The 15,943-nt window shown below is 66.2% G+C and carries 16 protein-coding genes, 1 tRNA gene and 1 pseudogene; 4 read left to right on the top strand and 14 right to left on the bottom strand.

The window, feature by feature from the left end; genetic code table 11:
* Window positions 1–104: 104 nt before the first annotated feature.
* From PSR88_RS11935 to PSR88_RS11925, 3 genes are all read left to right on the top strand, one after another.
* Entirely contained in the window at window positions 105–1,499 is a 1,395-nt protein-coding gene (locus PSR88_RS11935) for a GntP family permease (protein WP_016882628.1), read from the top strand.
* 34 nt (window positions 1,500–1,533) lie between these two features.
* The gene (locus PSR88_RS11930; protein WP_009475025.1) at window positions 1,534–2,085 is read left to right on the top strand and encodes a gluconokinase; all 552 of its coding nucleotides are present in this window, start codon (window positions 1,534–1,536) and stop codon (window positions 2,083–2,085) included.
* Window positions 2,086–2,257: 172 nt separating this feature from the next.
* Window positions 2,258–3,229 carry an alpha/beta hydrolase gene (locus PSR88_RS11925; protein WP_009475024.1) on the top strand — a complete coding sequence of 324 codons (972 nt, stop codon included), beginning with the start codon at window positions 2,258–2,260 and terminating at the stop codon, window positions 3,227–3,229.
* A 56-nt stretch (window positions 3,230–3,285) separates the two neighbouring features.
* Here PSR88_RS11925 and PSR88_RS11920 read toward each other — a convergent pair whose 3' ends face one another.
* On the bottom strand, window positions 3,286–4,782 hold the full coding sequence (locus PSR88_RS11920; RefSeq protein ID WP_016882629.1) for an MFS transporter: 1,497 nt from the start codon (window positions 4,780–4,782) through the stop codon (window positions 3,286–3,288).
* A 64-nt stretch (window positions 4,783–4,846) separates the two neighbouring features.
* Between PSR88_RS11920 and PSR88_RS11915 the strand changes: the two genes are divergently transcribed.
* Window positions 4,847–5,227: a MarR family winged helix-turn-helix transcriptional regulator gene (locus tag PSR88_RS11915; RefSeq protein WP_009475022.1), complete on the top strand. Its 381-nt coding sequence runs from the start codon at window positions 4,847–4,849 to the stop codon at window positions 5,225–5,227.
* A gap of 4 nt (window positions 5,228–5,231) precedes the next feature.
* Here PSR88_RS11915 and PSR88_RS11910 read toward each other — a convergent pair whose 3' ends face one another.
* From PSR88_RS11910 to PSR88_RS11850, 13 genes and pseudogenes are all read right to left on the bottom strand, one after another.
* Window positions 5,232–6,035, bottom strand: coding sequence for a transglutaminase-like domain-containing protein (locus PSR88_RS11910; protein ID WP_016882630.1), 804 nt, complete (start codon window positions 6,033–6,035; stop codon window positions 5,232–5,234).
* Window positions 6,036–6,086: 51 nt separating this feature from the next.
* The gene (locus PSR88_RS11905; RefSeq protein WP_009475020.1) at window positions 6,087–6,926 is read right to left on the bottom strand and encodes an alpha/beta hydrolase; all 840 of its coding nucleotides are present in this window, start codon (window positions 6,924–6,926) and stop codon (window positions 6,087–6,089) included.
* 162 nt (window positions 6,927–7,088) lie between these two features.
* Window positions 7,089–8,168 (bottom strand): annotated as a pseudogene (locus PSR88_RS11900) (phytoene desaturase family protein); the annotation flags it as partial.
* 33 nt (window positions 8,169–8,201) lie between these two features.
* Complete coding sequence (locus PSR88_RS11895; RefSeq protein WP_011595113.1) at window positions 8,202–9,425, bottom strand: cytochrome P450; 1,224 nt, start codon at window positions 9,423–9,425, stop codon at window positions 8,202–8,204.
* A gap of 102 nt (window positions 9,426–9,527) precedes the next feature.
* Window positions 9,528–9,604 (bottom strand) — tRNA-Met (locus PSR88_RS11890).
* A 61-nt stretch (window positions 9,605–9,665) separates the two neighbouring features.
* The gene (locus tag PSR88_RS11885) at window positions 9,666–10,304 is read right to left on the bottom strand and encodes an LON peptidase substrate-binding domain-containing protein (RefSeq protein WP_009475017.1); all 639 of its coding nucleotides are present in this window, start codon (window positions 10,302–10,304) and stop codon (window positions 9,666–9,668) included.
* Entirely contained in the window at window positions 10,304–10,777 is a 474-nt protein-coding gene (locus PSR88_RS11880; protein WP_007297214.1) for a DUF309 domain-containing protein, read from the bottom strand. Before PSR88_RS11880 ends, PSR88_RS11885 begins: the two co-directional genes overlap by 1 nt.
* 16 nt (window positions 10,778–10,793) lie before the next feature.
* Window positions 10,794–11,543: an ESX secretion-associated protein EspG gene (locus PSR88_RS11875; protein ID WP_016882631.1), complete on the bottom strand. Its 750-nt coding sequence runs from the start codon at window positions 11,541–11,543 to the stop codon at window positions 10,794–10,796.
* Window positions 11,540–12,880 (bottom strand): hypothetical protein, encoded by a 1,341-nt coding sequence (locus tag PSR88_RS11870; protein WP_016882632.1) that lies wholly within the window; start codon window positions 12,878–12,880, stop codon window positions 11,540–11,542. The genes PSR88_RS11875 and PSR88_RS11870 overlap by 4 nt, the downstream gene beginning before the upstream one ends.
* 3 nt (window positions 12,881–12,883) lie before the next feature.
* Window positions 12,884–13,453, bottom strand: a complete 570-nt coding sequence (locus tag PSR88_RS11865) for a DUF3558 domain-containing protein (RefSeq protein ID WP_016882634.1) — start codon at window positions 13,451–13,453, stop codon at window positions 12,884–12,886.
* A complete protein-coding gene (locus tag PSR88_RS11860; RefSeq protein ID WP_037196998.1) occupies window positions 13,450–13,791 on the bottom strand; it encodes a hypothetical protein in 342 nt (113 codons plus the stop codon). The genes PSR88_RS11865 and PSR88_RS11860 overlap by 4 nt, the downstream gene beginning before the upstream one ends.
* A 91-nt stretch (window positions 13,792–13,882) precedes the next feature.
* A complete protein-coding gene (locus PSR88_RS11855; RefSeq protein ID WP_016882637.1) occupies window positions 13,883–15,226 on the bottom strand; it encodes an HNH endonuclease in 1,344 nt (447 codons plus the stop codon).
* Window positions 15,227–15,307: 81 nt separating this feature from the next.
* Window positions 15,308–15,907 carry a TetR/AcrR family transcriptional regulator gene (locus tag PSR88_RS11850; RefSeq protein WP_009475011.1) on the bottom strand — a complete coding sequence of 200 codons (600 nt, stop codon included), beginning with the start codon at window positions 15,905–15,907 and terminating at the stop codon, window positions 15,308–15,310.
* Between the last annotated feature and the right edge of the window lie 36 nt (window positions 15,908–15,943).

The raw sequence follows: 15,943 nt of genomic DNA, 5'->3' as shown, positions 1-15,943 counted from the left end.
AGTACTTAATCGAGTACAGCCTTGAAATCATATGGTTTATGAGGCAGAGTGATTTGAGTCACGAACAAGGGTCATTCCATCACCGATCTCCCTGGAGCAACAGAATGAGTACCGCGTCACTACTCGCAGCGGCCGACAGTGCCGGCCACGACGCGCGGCTGATCACGGCTGCCGTCGTCGGCGTCGCCGTCATCATCGCGCTGATCACCTGGCTCAAACTCCACCCGTTCCTCGCGCTGTCGATCGGCGCCGTCGGCGTCGGTATCGCCGCAGGTCTGGGCGGGCAAGACTCGGTGAAGTCGTTCGTCGAGGGCTTCGGGGCCACGATGGGCAGCGTCGGAATCCTCATCGGATTCGGTGCCATGTTCGGCAAGCTGCTCGCCGATTCCGGTGGCGCCGACCGCGTCGTCGACACCCTCGTCGGACGGGCAGGTCCGCGGACGCTGCCGTGGATGATGGCGCTGGTCGGCGCAGTGATCGGCCTGCCGATGTTCTTCGAGATCGGCCTCGTGCTGCTGATGCCCGTCATCATCCTGGTCGCGCGGCGTTCGGGACTGTCGCTGATGCGGATCGCGATTCCCACGCTGGCAGGTCTGTCGGCCATGCACGGTCTCGTTCCGCCGCACCCCGGGCCCCTGGTCGCGGTGGCGGCCCTGAACGCCAACCTCGGACTCACCCTCGCGCTCGGCGTCCTCGTCGCGATCCCCACCGTCGTCATCGCCGGACCGCTGTTCAGCAAGCTGGCGGCACGCTGGGTGGACGTCCCCGTCCCCGAGCTCTACGTGACCGTCGAAGACCGGGAAGGCGCCGAGGCTGCCGCCGAGCGTCGCCGGCCCAGCTTCGCGGCCACCCTGTCCGCGATCCTGCTGCCTGTCGTCCTGATGCTGGGCAAGGCGATCGCCGACGTCATCGCCGCCGACTCGGAGTCGCCCGCGAAGGCGCTGCTCGACTTCCTCGGTACACCGGTCGTGGCCCTCGGGCTCGCGGTGCTCGCCGGGATGGCGCTTCTCGGCCGCGGTGGCGGCATGGACCGCAAGGCCATCGCCGTCTCGCTGGAGCGTTCGCTGCCCCCGATCGCCGGAATCCTCCTCATCGTCGGCGCCGGCGGCGGATTCAAGCAGGTCCTGATCGACACCGGCATCGCCGATGTGATCGCCGACGCGATCAAGGACAGCGCCCTGCCCGTTCTGTTCCTCGCCTGGCTCGTGGCCGTGCTCATCCGCGTCGCCACCGGATCGGCCACCGTCGCGACGGTCACCGCGTCCGGCATCCTCGCGCCCGTCGCCGCCGAACTGACCTCGACGCACGTGTCGCTGATGGTGCTGGCGATCGGCTCCGGCTCGCTGTTCCTGTCGCACGTCAACGACGCGGGATTCTGGCTGGTGAAGGAATACCTCGGCGTCACGGTGGTACAGAACCTGAAGACGTGGACGGTGATGGAATGCATCATCTCCGTCACCGGTCTCGCCGGGGTCCTCGCACTGAGCGTATTCATCTAAAGGGGGCTGAGAAATGTCGAGTGAGGTTGGTGAGATGCACGTGAGTACGCGCGAACCTGCAGGACGCACGCCGCAGACCGTAGACCCGGTCCTGGTGCTCATGGGGGTGTCGGGGTCCGGGAAGTCGACGGTCGCGGGAATCATCGCCGGCGCCATGGGCTGGGACCTGCAGGAGGGAGACGCCCTGCACCCACCCGCGAATGTCGCGAAGATGGCGTCGGGGCAGCCGTTGACCGACGAGGACCGCTGGCCGTGGCTCGATGTCGTCGCGGGGTGGATTCGGGAACACACCGAGAACGGTCTTCCCGGGGTCATCACCTGCTCGGCGCTGAAGCGCAGCTACCGCGACGTGTTGCGGGGCGACAACGTCGTCTTCGTGCATCTCGCCGGGTCGCGGGCGCAGATCGGGGAACGGCTGACCGCCCGGCTCGACCACTTCATGCCCCCGTCGTTGCTGGACACACAGATCTCGACGCTCGAACCGATCGAACCGGACGAGGATGCGATCGTGGTGGACGTGGGCGGATCGCCCACCCAGGTGGCGACCGAGATCATCGCTCGGCTGGAGCAGCGACTGGGTCGGTGAACCTCGGGCAATCGGACGAAATCGGTCGAAGTCGCTCGGCAACGGGCGACTTCGACTTACCGTGGCGGGGGGTCTCGGGGAGCGGACGTGAGGAGTTTCGGGTGCGTTTCTCTCCGGATCGCCCTAGGGTGTCCACTTGGCTGGACAAGCGTCCGATACAACGGAGGGCAGTATGCGAACGCGTGAATCGATCGTGTGGCACTGGGATGTCAGTCGCCGGGCGCGCATGACGTTCTGGTTTGCCAGGGCTTTCGTCAAACCGCTGTTCACGATATGGCCGACTACGGACCGCGGCATCGAACTGCTGGCGACCCTCGACGAGCTCATCGACCGGCTTCCCAAGCCGAAGGGCCTCGACATCGAGGCGATCTCGCTCGGCGGGGTGCCGTGCGAGAAGATCACCCATCCGCGCCCCACGATCATGTCGATGGACGGCGCCACCATCCTCTACTTCCACGGCGGCGGATTCGTGTTCTGCGGGCTCGCCACCCACCGGGCACTATGCGGACTGCTCGCCGCACGTTCGGGTGCGCCCGTCGTCTCGGTCGAGTACCGGCAACTTCCCAAGGGTGCGATCGGTGCGTCGCTGGTGGACGCCATGACCGCGTACACCGAGGTGCTGAAGGTCTGCGACGACCCCAGCAGGGTGATCGTCGCGGGGGACTCGGCGGGCGGATATCTCGCGATGAAGGTCGCGGAAGTGGCAGCGTTGCGGGGCCTCACCCGCCCGGCGGCCGTCATCGGGTACTCCCCGCTGCTCAACCTCGACCTCGAGGATCACGACCCCGATTTCATGAAACGCGACGCGTACCTGCCGATGTCGCAGGTGGCCAAGCTGAAGGATCGCTGGCTGGCCGGGCCCGATCAGATTCCGGGCGCCCAGTCTCCGGTGAACGCGGATCCGGCGCTGTTCCCGCCGGTCTTCCTCACCGCCGCCGAATACGAGATCATGCGGCCCGACGTCGAGATCATCACGGACAGGTTCGATCGGGAGGGGCGGCAGATCGAGACCCACATCTGGAGTGGGCAGATCCACGCGTTCCCGGTGATCGGCAAGGTGCTGCGGGAGAGTCGCACGATTATCGGACTCACCGTCGACTTCGCGTCCCGCGCGCTCACGGACTCGAAGCGGCACTCGGCCTGAACGACGTGAACGGCAGAACGGGTGGGCCTGTGCCCACCCGTTCTGCCGTTCGGGCCTCACGCGGGGTTGAGCACCCTGCGCAGCAGCGGTGACAGCGTGATCAGCAGTCCCAGCAATGCGACTCCCGTGACGAGTACGAGGCCGGAGTGGAACTGGTGGAACCCGGTGCCACTGATACCCGTGGCCGTGTGCGAGCCGGCGGTGACGAGTGCGGTGGTGAGTGCCAGCACGAGTGCGGCACCGACCTGCGCGGACGTCTGCACGAGGCCCGACGCCAACCCCTGCTCGGAGTCGTCGACGCCCGACGTGGCCTGGGCCATGATCGACGTGAAGCCCAGTGCGAAACCGACGCCCAGCAGCAGCACGCTCGGCAGGATCGCGACCGCGTAGTGGGGCTGGTCGCTCCCTGCGAAGAGGAACCACAGGTAGCCCAGGCTCAACGAGGTCAGTGCCGCGATGATCATGCGTGCCGTGCCGAACGCGTCGATCAGGCGCCCGACGAACGGCGATCCGAAGGCCACGATGATGCCGGCGGGCAGGAGGCCCAGCGCCATCTCCAGTGGCGACCATCCGAGCACCGACTGCAGGAAGATGGTCATCATGAACTGGAAGCTCAGGTAGGAGCCGAACAGTGCGACGATGCTGAGGTTCGCCCGCACGATCGAGCCGACGCGGAGGATGCTCAGACGCACCAACGGGTGCGCCACCCGGTTCTCCACGACGAAGAACGACGCCAGCAGGGCCGCGGCCAGTGCGAACGAGCCCAGCGTGAGCGGATCGGCCCAGCCGCGGGCCGGTGCCGACACCACGGTGTAGACGGCGAGCAGCATTCCCGACACCAGCGTGGCGGCGCCCACGATGTCGTGTCCGCCGTTGTCGGCGGCGCGGTCGCGGGGGATCAGGACGGCGCCCGCGACCAGGGCGAGGACCGCGAAAGGCACCGGCATCAGGAAGGTCCAGCGCCACCCGGCGCTGGTCAGCAGTCCGCCCAGGATCAGGCCGGACGAGTAGCCGCTGGCTCCGAAGACGGAGAAGATCGACAGCGCCCGGTTGCGGGCGGGCCCCTCCTTGAACGTGGTGGTGAGGATGGACATCGCGGTCGGTGCGGTGAACGCCGCGGCGAGTCCCTTCACGAAGCGGCTCGCGATCAGCAGCGTGCCGTTGTCGACGAGTCCGCCGACCAGGGACGCGATCGCGAACACGGTGAGTGCGATGAGGAAGACCCGGCGGCGGCCGAGGAGGTCGGCAGTGCGTCCGCCCAGCAGCAGCAGACCACCGAATCCGAGTACGTATCCGTTGATGATCCATTGGAGCGAGGTGGTGGACAGCCCCAGCTCGGTTCCGATGGAGGGCAACGCAACACCCACCATCGAGACGTCGAGACCGTCGAGGAACATGACGAGGCACAGCACGGCCAGGACGCCCCAGAGGCGGGGTGTCCAGGCCTGGTCGGTCGACGGGGTCGCGGTGGCGCCCGACGAGATGGCGAGGTCCGGGGTGGCGTCGCTGATAGTCACAGGGAGAATGTAGATGCACGTGCAATCAATGCGCAAGCACTAATTTCGTTTGCATTTAATTCGCTTGCACCTTTTGCGTACGCGCGCTAGGGTGCGGGACATGAGCTCTGAAGCAGACCTGCGCGGCACGTGGCGGCTGCTCGCGAGCAGATACAACTCCATCGCCTGCGAGTTGGATCGTGAGATGCAACACGCCCACGGCCTGAGCATGAGCGATTTCGAGACGCTCGATCGACTCATGGACGCCACCTGCGAGCGACCCCGGATGCAGGACCTCGCGGCCGAGATGTACCTCAGCCCCAGCGCCCTGTCCCGGAGCGTGGCCCGGCTGGAAAAGGCGGGTCTGGTCGCGAGGGCGCTGTGCGAGGCGGACCGGCGAGGCGTGTTCGTCGACGTCACCGACGCCGGCCGTGAGGTGCACGCCGACGCCAAGAAGATTCAGGTGGGCGTGCTCACCGAAAGGCTTTCGGACGCAACCTGACCCGTCAGGTCAGCGAGGTGGGTGTCGCATAGTCGTCATACGGGAATTCGCCGTCGACGACAGCGGTCACCACGGTGTTCTCGAGCGTGATCGCCCCTCCGTGATTGTCCAGGAACGCGGTGTCCGCGGCGTCGCGACCTGTCGCGATCCGCAGGAGTGCCGAACGCGGAGCCAGTCGGGTCGCGTCGACCACACGCCATTCGTCATCGACGAACGCCTCGACGACAGCATGGAAGTCCATCGGATCGCACCCCGGCGCATACACGGCCACCAGCCTCGCCGGAATGGTGACGGCCCGCAGAAGCGCCACCGTGAGGTGGGCGAAGTCACGGCACACGCCCGCCCCGGACAGCATCGTGTCGACGGCGCTGTCGGTGGATCTGCTCGAACCCGCCTGGTACAGCAGTCGCGATCCCACCCACGAGGTGATGTCCTGCTGTAGTTCCGGCTGCGGCTTGGACAGATTGAATTCGCCGCCGGTGAAACCGAAGAACTTGTCCGCCTCCGCATATCGGCTCGGGCGCAGATACTTCGACAGGTCGTAGTCGGTGACCGGAGGCGAATCGGCCTTACCCACAACCGAAGCCGAGTACTCGACGCGCAGCGAGCCGGGAGCACTGTCCAGGAGGTGGACACGAGTGCCGTGCTCCGCCAGCATCTCTCGTGCCTCGACACGGTTACCGTCGAGGGTGAACGTCAACGATTCCGACAACTCCGAACCCGGGGTCCGGGCCACCGCGATCTTGAATTCGAGACTGGTGGCGTCGGTGACCTCGATATCGAGAGTGGCGCTGACGTGACGTTTCATCAGCCCATCCTGGCATCCATCGTCCACGGGTGCAGAACACCCCCGACGAAGTCAGGCCTGCACGCGCGGCCGCAACCACTCGACGAGGTCGTCGAGTACCTCCTCGTTCTCCGGTTCGTTGAACACCTCGTGGAACAGGTTTTCGTAGATCTCCACCGTGAGATCCTCCGAACCGACGTACTCCGCGATCAGTTCCGTGCCGTGCACACTCGCGAGTCCGTCGTCCTGGCCGTGCTGGAGAAGCAGGGGAATCGTCAGCGACGGCAGACGTTCCGGCAACCGTTCGGCGGCGAGGATCATCCCGCGCGCAATCCCGGCAGGCACCTTCCCGTGGTGGACGAGGGGATCCTCCTCGTAGGCCGACACGACCGCAGGATCGCGGGAGACCAACTTCGCGTCGAGCGACTCGACGGGCACTCCGGGAAGGAAGCGACCCACCAGCTTGCCGATCTCCACCACGATGCGCGGCGTGCCGCTCGTCACGTCGACCGCAGGCCCGGACAGCATGAGTGCCTTCAGGTCCTGCTGGTGGTCGAGTGCGTAGGTCAGCGCGATGGAACCGCCCATGCTGTGCCCGAGGAGAAACCGGTCGGTGCCGGGCCAGTCCGTCGACGCGATGCCGAACAACTGGTGCAGGTCGTCGGTGAACTCGGTCCAGTCCTTCAGATGGACCCGTTTGCCGCCCGACCGCCCGTGCCCACGGTGGTCGGGCGCGTAGATCGCGAGGTCGAGTTCCCCGAGCCGTTCGATCACATGGTCGTACCGCCGGGCATGCTCGCCGAAGCCGTGGCACAGAACCAGCACGCCGCGCGGGCGCCGCTCGGGGAGCCACACGTCGTAGACGATGGGAATTCCGCCGACGCCGGCGAAGGATGATTCTCGATGCTGCATGATGCCCCTTCGTGGTCCGAATTCGACGACTCAGATCATTGCACGGTGAGGTACCCCGACACGCGACAAACTAGGGTATCGGTCCCGTCGACAACAGGTCGATCACGGCGCGCGACGTGCGCCACCGCAGCCACCCGCGCGGTCCGTCCTCGCCGAGCGCGGCGCGGTCTCCGAACGGGACGTGCCCGGCCCCGGGCGGAAGACCAGCTGCTGATGGAATTGCGCCGTCCCGCCGTTGACGGCGCCACCCACGAGATTCGCGTCGGCCGCCTCGAGATCCGACGGGCGCTGGACGACCCGTCCGACGACCCGCTCCGAGAAACCCGGTGCATGCGCCTCGAGGACCTTGTCGACTCGTGCGGCCAGCAGGTCGGCGGACGCGTCGTCGGTGATGTCGCGCGGTAGATGCGTATACGCCCAGGCGCTTTCGGTGCCCTCCGCCGACCTGGGGGATCCGCGGTCGTCATCTGTCCGAACAGCAGGAACGGGCTGGCCTGGACGGTGCCGGTGGTCAGGTCGGCCATCCAGCGGACGAGTCCGTTGTCGTCGGCACCCAGGTAGACGGTGCCCGCACCGCTCAGGCTGGGCGAACGCCACGGAATCTTCTGCGACAAGGCGTAATTGACCTTCAGGACGGGCGTGTCCCACTCGAAGTGCTCGAGGTCGGCCCGTACGCAGGCGGGGACGGCGTGGTCCGGAAGCAGCGACCCGTACAGTGCGGGCGCAGAGACGTCGGCGATCACCGCCCGACGTGCCGTGTAGCGGACACCCGACGCCGTCCGCACCCCCACGGCGCGACCCGATCGAACGTCGATCCCGGTCACGGCGTCGCCGAGTGGAAGTGCGCGCCCGCGTCCTCGGCGCGCCGACCACGCGGCACCGTCACCAGGTTGACGGCGTTCGAGGTCGGCGGCCGTGTCCGCGGGGTCGGGATGGATCACCGGCGCGTCCTCGCCGGCGGCCGAGCGGGCTTGCCCGAGCGCGCGGGGCGCGTGACTCCAGCGCAGTCCGTGCGACTCGAGATCGAGACCGCGGAGCGCCGGCGACACGGTGGACAGGGGATGGAACACGCTGAACAGGTCCGACGTGAATCCGGGGACGAGTTCCGCCGACCTCACCGCACCGCCGGGCGTCGGCTGCGCCTCCACTGACCGCCACATCCCAGCCCGCATCTGCCAGGGTCGCGGCCGCGACGAGTCCGTTGGGACCGGATCCGATGACCACTGCGTCGACGTTGTTCACCCGACCAGGCTGTCAGGAAAGGCGGCGCTCCGCTCAGAGGGACGAGGGCGTGAACGTCACCGGCATGTGCTTGAGCCCGTTGATGAAGTTGGAGCGCAGGCGCTGCGCCGGTGCGGTCTGTTCCATATCGGGCATGCGACGCAGAATCTCGCTCAGCATCACCTTCATCTCCGCGCGAGCAAGGTTGGCGCCGAGGCAGAAATGGTGACCGCCGCCGCCGAACGCAATGTGCTGGGAGTAGTGGCCGGTGGGCCGGTCGATGTCGAACGTGTAGGGGTCGTCGAACACCGCCTCGTCCCGGTTCCCCGACATGTGCCAGATGACCACCCGGTCGCCCTCGGAGATCTCGACGTCGTGCAGCACGGTGTCCGTGGTTGCTGTCCGGCGGAACTGCATGACCGGTGTGGCCCAGCGCAACCCCTCCTCGATCAGAGCGTCGAGCTTGGACGGATCTTCGAGCACCTTCCTGCGCTCCTCGGGATGCTCCATCAGCGCCAACTGGGTGTGTGAGATGGCGTTGCGGGTAGTCTCGTTACCCGCGACCGCGAGGAGCATGAAGAACATGTTGAAATCCAGTTCGCCCAGCTTCTCGCCGTGCACATCGGCCTGGATGAGAGCTGTCGCGATGTCGTCGCGGGGGTGTTTCTTGCGGTCCTCGAACATCTCCAGGCTGTACGCGAACATCTGGGCCGCCGCCGCGCGTTCCTGACCGTCCTCGAGATGGAATTCCGGATCGGACGAGCCGATCATCTGATTCGTCAGGTCGAAGATCAGCTTGCGATCCTCCTGAGGCACGCCCAGGAAATCGGCGATCGCCTGAAGCGGGAGTTCGGACGCGACATCGACGACGAAGTCGCACTCGCCGCGCTCGATCACCGCGTCGACGATGGTCGTGGCCCGCCGCGCGAGAATCTCGTGCAGTTGGCCGATGCGGCGGGGCGTGAAACCTTTGCTCACGATCTTCCGCAGCGCCGTGTGGTCCGGTGGGTCCATGTTCAGCATCATCAACTGCTGGCCCGCCAGGTCGTCCGGGCTCAGGTCGTCGATGTAGGTGGCGCCCCGCCACGACGAATACGTCTCGGCGTCCCGGTTCACCGTCACGATGTCGGCGTGCCGGGTAACGCACCAGAACGGGTCGCCGCGCTCGTCGAGGTGCCGGTAGACCGGGGCCTCCCGCCGCAACACGGCGAACATCTCGTGGGGCACGCCCTTCGCGAAGGTGTCCGGGTTGTAGAGATCGACGTCGGCGAGCTGCACTGTCCCTCCTGAGGCCTCACGTACGAGAATACGTTCTAGTCCTGGAGGATGTGGAACAACGAAAACGGCTCCGGAGAATTGAATCTCCGGAGCCGTTTCCAGTGGTAGCGGGGACAGGATTTGAACCTGCGACCTCTGGGTTATGAGCCCAGCGAGCTACCGAGCTGCTCCACCCCGCGTTGCATTGACAACACTACACCCTTCCCGGAGTGCTCTTGACCAACCCCGGGGAGGGCTGGGTCACATCAGCCGGAACTGGACCATTTCGATGGCGTTCTCGATCGCCTCGGACACCTCCCGCAGGCGTTCGTCCGCGCCCGCAGCCGCGAGGATCTGCAGGCGGTCGGCGTCCCCCATCGGAATGTAGGTGGCGATCTCGTAGAGCCTCGTGCCGAGCGACCCGCGGAAACCGCCGATGACGGGAACGTCGGGCGGAACGTTGCCGGTTTCCGTCGCGAGACGGCGGAGGAGGCCGTACAGGAATTCGAGTCTCTCGATGAGGGAGGGGAATTCGTAGTCCGCTGTCTGGGTGCCGGTGTTCTCGTCCGGCCACACATCGACCTCGGCGATCGGATACGGGTTGTCGGGCAACCACTTCGACACCTTGATCCGTTCCTCCGTGCGGCAGAACAGCTCGTACCGCCCCTCGCCGATCGACGCGTGCGACTCGATCCGCGCGATAGTGCCGACATCGTGGCGGATGTCGCCGCCGCCCACCTCGTTGCCGCGGGCAATGAGAACGACACCGAAGCGGGGACCGTCCGGTGCGTCCAGGCAGTCGCGGACCAGCTCCTGGTAGCGGGGTTCAAAGACGTGGAGGGGGAGCTGCTGACCGGGCAGCATCGTCGAGCCCAGCGGGAACATGGGAAGCAGAGTCATCAGGGGATTCTCAATCGGGGTACGGGCGTCGCCGGCAGCGGGTCGACGCGATCGATCTCGTCCGTGAGGTGTTCCGACCACGTCAGGAGGCCGGCGATGTCGAGGCCGTGCGGCGCCTCCACCTCGTAATGCCGGATCCGGTCGTGGCCTTGGCGCAGCAGTGACCGCGCGCCCGTCTTGTTGCCCCGCATCAGATGGGTGAGACCCACCGCGAGCTGGGCGAGCCCCTGCCACAGTTCCCGCTCGTCCTCGGGGGCGATCTTCCACGTACCCTCGAGGATCTCGTGTGCATGAAACGGCATGCCGTGGTCGAGGAGCCGCTGAGCCTCGGTGATCGCCTCGTCGGGCGGTAACCGCAGGTCGTCGGGGATACGCGGTACACCCTCGGCGTCGTGCGGCAGGGGTCGGCCGAGTTCATCGCGGGGGCGTGCGTTGAGGGGTTTCCCCGTCCCGTCCCTGTCCCGATCGGTCATGGGACAAGGGTAACGCTCAGTCGCGGGTCGGCGAAGGGTTGGCGAGGGCCGCCGACACGCGTTTCGACAGCTCGTCGCGAACCAACCGGACTGTCGCGGACCGCAGGTGAACACGGTCGCCCTGGTGATAGAGGTACCGGCCGTCCGCTTCGACGTCGATCCACGTCAGTTCACCCAGAACGGGCTCGTCGAGCCCGCTGCGAGCACCCCGGATGCAGATGTATCCGATTCCGGTCCGCGGTCGGCCCACGATCCTTCGCAGGAGAGTGCCGTCGGAGGCTCGGGCGTTCTGCAGGACGGAAGTACCGCTGCTTCGGTTCTCGAGGTCGTCGGGGTGCGCGGTCAGGGACGGGGTCCGTCCGGGCGCGCAGCCGGGCAGGTCTTTCAGGAGTTGGGTGGTCAGCCAGTCGACGCCCTCGGTACCTGCGTCGATCCGGATGTCGCCGCGGCCCGGTGCCCCGCGCAGCTGTTCGGCGACGACGGCGACCCGGCCACGGATGCTGCCCCTCCGGCGAAGCCCCGAGTCGAGTACGGGGGAGGGGGCGAACACCGTGACGGACAGGTGCGGGTCCCGGAGCGCCTGGATCGCGGCAATCAGTTTCGGTTCGTCGAGCGCAGTCCGCCACTGCTCCAGCTCGCGTTGCTGGACGGCATACTGGTCTTCCGTCGCGGCCGCGGACCGGTACTGCAGAGGGTACGGCATCCGGTCGAGATCGGTTGCCTCCCAAAGGCACATGAATTGGGCTGACGTCAGCCGCCAGTTCATGCGCCGATCACCGGGGGTGCGACGGGGTCGAGTGTGCCGATCAGTTCGTTGCCGTTGTCGACGGTGATCAGGTAGCTCGGCGTCTGATGCTCCGTGTCACCATCGCCGTTGCCGCTTGCTCGGCCGGGTGCACCCATCATCCCGGGTGCCATACCCATTCCTGGTCGACTCATGCTCGGTTTCACCGGAGTCGCCGCGGCAGCAGCGGCAGCCGCTCCGGCGCCGGCCGCGGCACCACCGGACAGGATCGGGCCACCCGGAACCACACCGCTCGAGGTGGACTCGAAATCGCGCTTGTCATTCTTCCGGCGCGCGCTCGATGCCGAGCCCCCGATGCCCGATCCGCCGGCACCGGACCGTGAACCTCCGACGAGTCCGCCGCCATAACCCGCGGCGCCCGCGCCCGTGCCGGACTGCGAACCCGCGCCGGCCGCATTCTGCGCATTCGCGGCGGCAGTCTGTGCGGCCGAGACGGATCCAGCCCCGGCGCCCTGATTGGCAGCGGCTTCGGCATTCGCCGCCGACGTGGCCGCGGCATCATCCACTGCGGAATCCCCGTCCGCGGGGTTCTCCCCGTCCGCCGACGAATCGCCCTCGCCCGACGCGGAGGAGATATCGCTGTCGGTTGTGCCCCAGGGGTTCGAACCGGGAGGTAACGTTCCATGAGCATTCAGGACACCGTCGGGCCCGGCACCGTCTCCAGAAGGGGCGTAAGGCTCCGGGAGTTGCGGAACGTTCGTGCCGACATCGCGGTAGTTCGGCACGTAGATCGCTTCCAACCTCCGAACCGCCTCGAGGCGTGCGGCTTCCCTCGAAGTCTCGGACGTTTCCGCCGCAAGCGGACTCAGCGGGAGTTGGGACAGGACGCCTTCGGAACTAGCTGGCTGAGGCACAGACGCTTTCACGTCCGCAGCCGCGCTGCTCAGGATATCGAGCTTCACCGCGATTGCCGCGATACTCGATGTGAGCTGACCGCTGGTTGCAGCGAGATTCTCGGTCGCTTGTGCCGCGGCATCCGCCGCGGCACCCTCCCAACGTTCAGAAATCGTATTGCGGAGGATCGCGAATCCGAAGGCGAGTGGGAGTGAGTTCGAGATGCTGTGGCAGGCCTGGGCGAGTTGACCGATGGCGTCGGGAACCATGGTCTGAACTTTTGCGTACATTTCTTCGTGCCCCATACCGTGGAAACTCTCCATGGTGCGGATGTACGGGTCATCTGTTTCTGCGCCCGCAGCGAGCCTGTCCGCCGAGCTCTGGAGGCCTGTGCGTCGTTGCTCGCCTGCGCCATTCGGACTCAGTGAGCCGAGGACCGCTGTCACAGGATCGTTGGGCGGCATGGCTCAGCCCTCCTTCGGAATGTAGCGCTCAAAGATGCGGGCGGTGTCTTCGAGGCCAGCGCACCATTCCGGGTGGGGTGCGGACCCAGCGTAATCGGGGAAGATGCTTCGAGTTAGTCCGAACATGCCGTAGGCGGTTTCCATGCTGAGATCGCACGCATTCCTTACCTCAGGGTTGAACTTCAGAAGTGCCCGGCGACCGTTAATTTCAATCTGCGTGGCGTGGTCCTTGGATTTTTCTTGCTCTTCGGCCCAAGTGATATTTCCGGACAACGCGTTCATCCCGTAGAGGTCGTCGGTGGAATCGTACGAACAGCCCAAGAAGGTGTAACTCCCCGCAGGGAAGTCCGCGTTCTCTTCACTACCCGGGTCGTACCCCGCTTCCAGCAGAGCTTCGTCGGGAATGTCGAGGCACGGATCGAAGGCAACCTGAGGGCGAGTCGATTCGTCTAGGTGGCGCGGAACTCGGGTGGATGAGGTTTGTGGATCCGACTCAGTCGTCGCGCTCGCCGTGCACCCCACCAGCGCTATGGCGGTCGACGCAATGCCGATCCATGAAAGAGAACGCCTCATGCTGGAATGTCCTCCTGGATGGCAGCGAGGGCTTGTCGGATTGCGCTGTCAGCGTTCCCGAAGGCTTCGCCTCCGGCCGCGAAGGTATCGCGCATCAGAATTATTGCGTCACGGAACTGACTAAGGCGTTGATGCACTGACCCAGCGTCACCGGTGAACTTCGATTGATATCCAGCCTGCAGCTCTTGCGCGGAGGTGAATCCTCCGAAGCCGGTGACCATGCGAAGGCTGTCTGCTTCCTTCATCGCATCACGCACCTGCTCCAGCATCGTGTTGCACACGCCGACGCATTTCTCGATTGCGTCATCTTCCAGACGCAGTGTTTTGCTCATCCCCATCCCCCCAGTACTCGACAGGACCCCCACGGCCGCGTGCGGAGATGCTACCGCACAGGTGTGTCACTCGGTCTAGTGCGCAGCGCCCCGATGTTCAGGCCGCGTGGAGGTATTCGATGAGGATGCGTTCCACTGGTGAGCTGATCTGAACCTCACGGAGCGGCAACGGTTTCGGTAGTGGTGGTTCGGTTGATCGGTACCGATGTCCGGTGGGGGTGCAGATCTCGATTTTGTGCAGTCCGCCGGGCAGTTGGTGGGGCTTGGCGTTCCATCCTGCGCCTTGTTTGGCGTAGTTGCAGGCCGCGCACAGGCCGGCGCCGTTGTGTGCGGTGGTCGGGCCCTCGTATTCGCGGGGTTGGATGTGGTCGTGATGCCGGATCGGCGCATCGCACCATGGTGTCCGGCACGTTCGATCGCGCAGATCGATCATCCTCGCCAACCCGGCGGGGAAGCGGCGGGCCTGGGACTCGGTTGCGGTCAGGGCTCCGGAGTGCGGGTTCGCGTACAGGCGGCGCAGAGTCACCCGTGCCTCGTTCCCGGTTTCCGGATCGATCGTGGCCTGGACTGCCTCATGTATCCAGTGCCCTGCCAGTGCCGCGGGGACGGGACCGTACCCCTGCACGTAGGCGGGTTCGGACCCTCGGTCGAGGAGCGCGCGGTCGGAGATCACGAGGTTGACGGTGATCGGAGGTGCCGTCGCGGTGTGGGGCGCGCCGGTCACTCGGGAGACGAGGAGGTCGGCCATGATCTGCGACCGCGTGCGCTCGTCACCGGCGGCGAGGATGGAATCGGCGTCACGGGTGAGAGTCGCGTGCACCGCGACCCCTTGTGCCACCGGCAGTAGGGCGCTGACGTACGCCATGGTGTCCGGTGCGGGACGGGAGGTGACCCTCCTGTCCGATACCGCTTTGCGGGCCCGTCGCACCATGGCCTCGGCGTCGACTTCGGCGGCGGCCGCGCGAACTTTCGCGCACACCGCCTGGTCGCCGAGCCCGTCCAATGTTGCCGGGTCGGCGCACAGCAGGTAATCGAGTGCGGTGCGGTCTTCTCGGGTGAGGCACGCGGTTTCGCGGACGAGGATCGTTGCCCGCCACTCGCTGAGGACCCCTCGTTCGAGCAGTGCCAAGGTGTGGGGCATCTCGTGGACAAGAGCGGTGGCCATGCCGAGATGACGGCCACCTCGAAACGGTGAGTCCCGTCGTGCCAACGCCACCTGGTTGGCGATACCGCGCCCTCGATGTGCGACCGGCACTTGGCGGTCTGCTCGTGCGGTGCGGATGGAGGCGTCGAGGTCTGCGGTCACCCGGGCTTGCACGCCCGCACAGGCGGCTTTCACCTCTTCGAGTGTGCGAAGTACGTCGATGCGCGTCGCATCGTCGATATCCAGGTCGAGTTTCGGTAATTCGGCCAGAAACGCGTTCACCGCTGCTGCATCCACCCCGACCCCCCGGCTGCCGTCGATTCCCCCGAATCGAACGTATGTTCTACATTAGCCGACCCCACGGGACCTTGGCAATACCTAGCCGGCACCCACCATGCGCATGGCGAGGTCGGCGTAGAGGTCTGCGACGGCCTCGGGCTCGGTGTAGGCGCCGGCCGGGAACCAGCGGCAGATGTCGACGCACAGAGACATGAGGGCGAGGGTGACGCCTTCGCCGTCGGGGACCGTGAATTCGCCGGATGCGGCCCCTGCGTCGACGACGGCGCGGACGATGTGGGTGATGTCGCGGCGCAGTTTGACCACGTCGCGGTAGTGCTCGGGCGTGAGGGCGTTGAGTTCGTACTGCACGACGCGAGCCTGTGCGTGGTGCGTGGCCTGCCAGCTCGCGAATGCGCCGATCAGCGCCTGCAGCCTGATGGAGGGCGCCTCGTCGGGGAGGTCTGCACTCACGACAACGTCGAGCGCTGCGGTGTGGCCTTCGTAACTGATCGCGAAGAGCAGCTCTTCCTTGGATCGGTAGTGCGGGTACATCGCGGCGGGGCTCATCTCGAGGCGGGCGGCGATCTCGCGGGTGGTGGTGCCCCCGTAACCGCTGGTCGCGAACGCGTCGACGGCTGCGGCGCGGATGCGGGCGGCAGCCTTGGAAGGGCTGATCACCTGGTTCGGTGATTCGCTCATGTCTTTCTCCATCCTCGGCTGCGCGGCTGTTGACAA

Source organism: Rhodococcus sp. DK176, from assembly GCF_038447315.2.
In the GTDB taxonomy this organism is placed as follows: Bacteria; Actinomycetota; Actinomycetes; order Mycobacteriales; family Mycobacteriaceae; genus Rhodococcus_F; species Rhodococcus_F jostii_A.
Note: the sequence above shows the minus strand (reverse complement) of the source record. Positions and strands in the feature narration are given on the sequence as shown.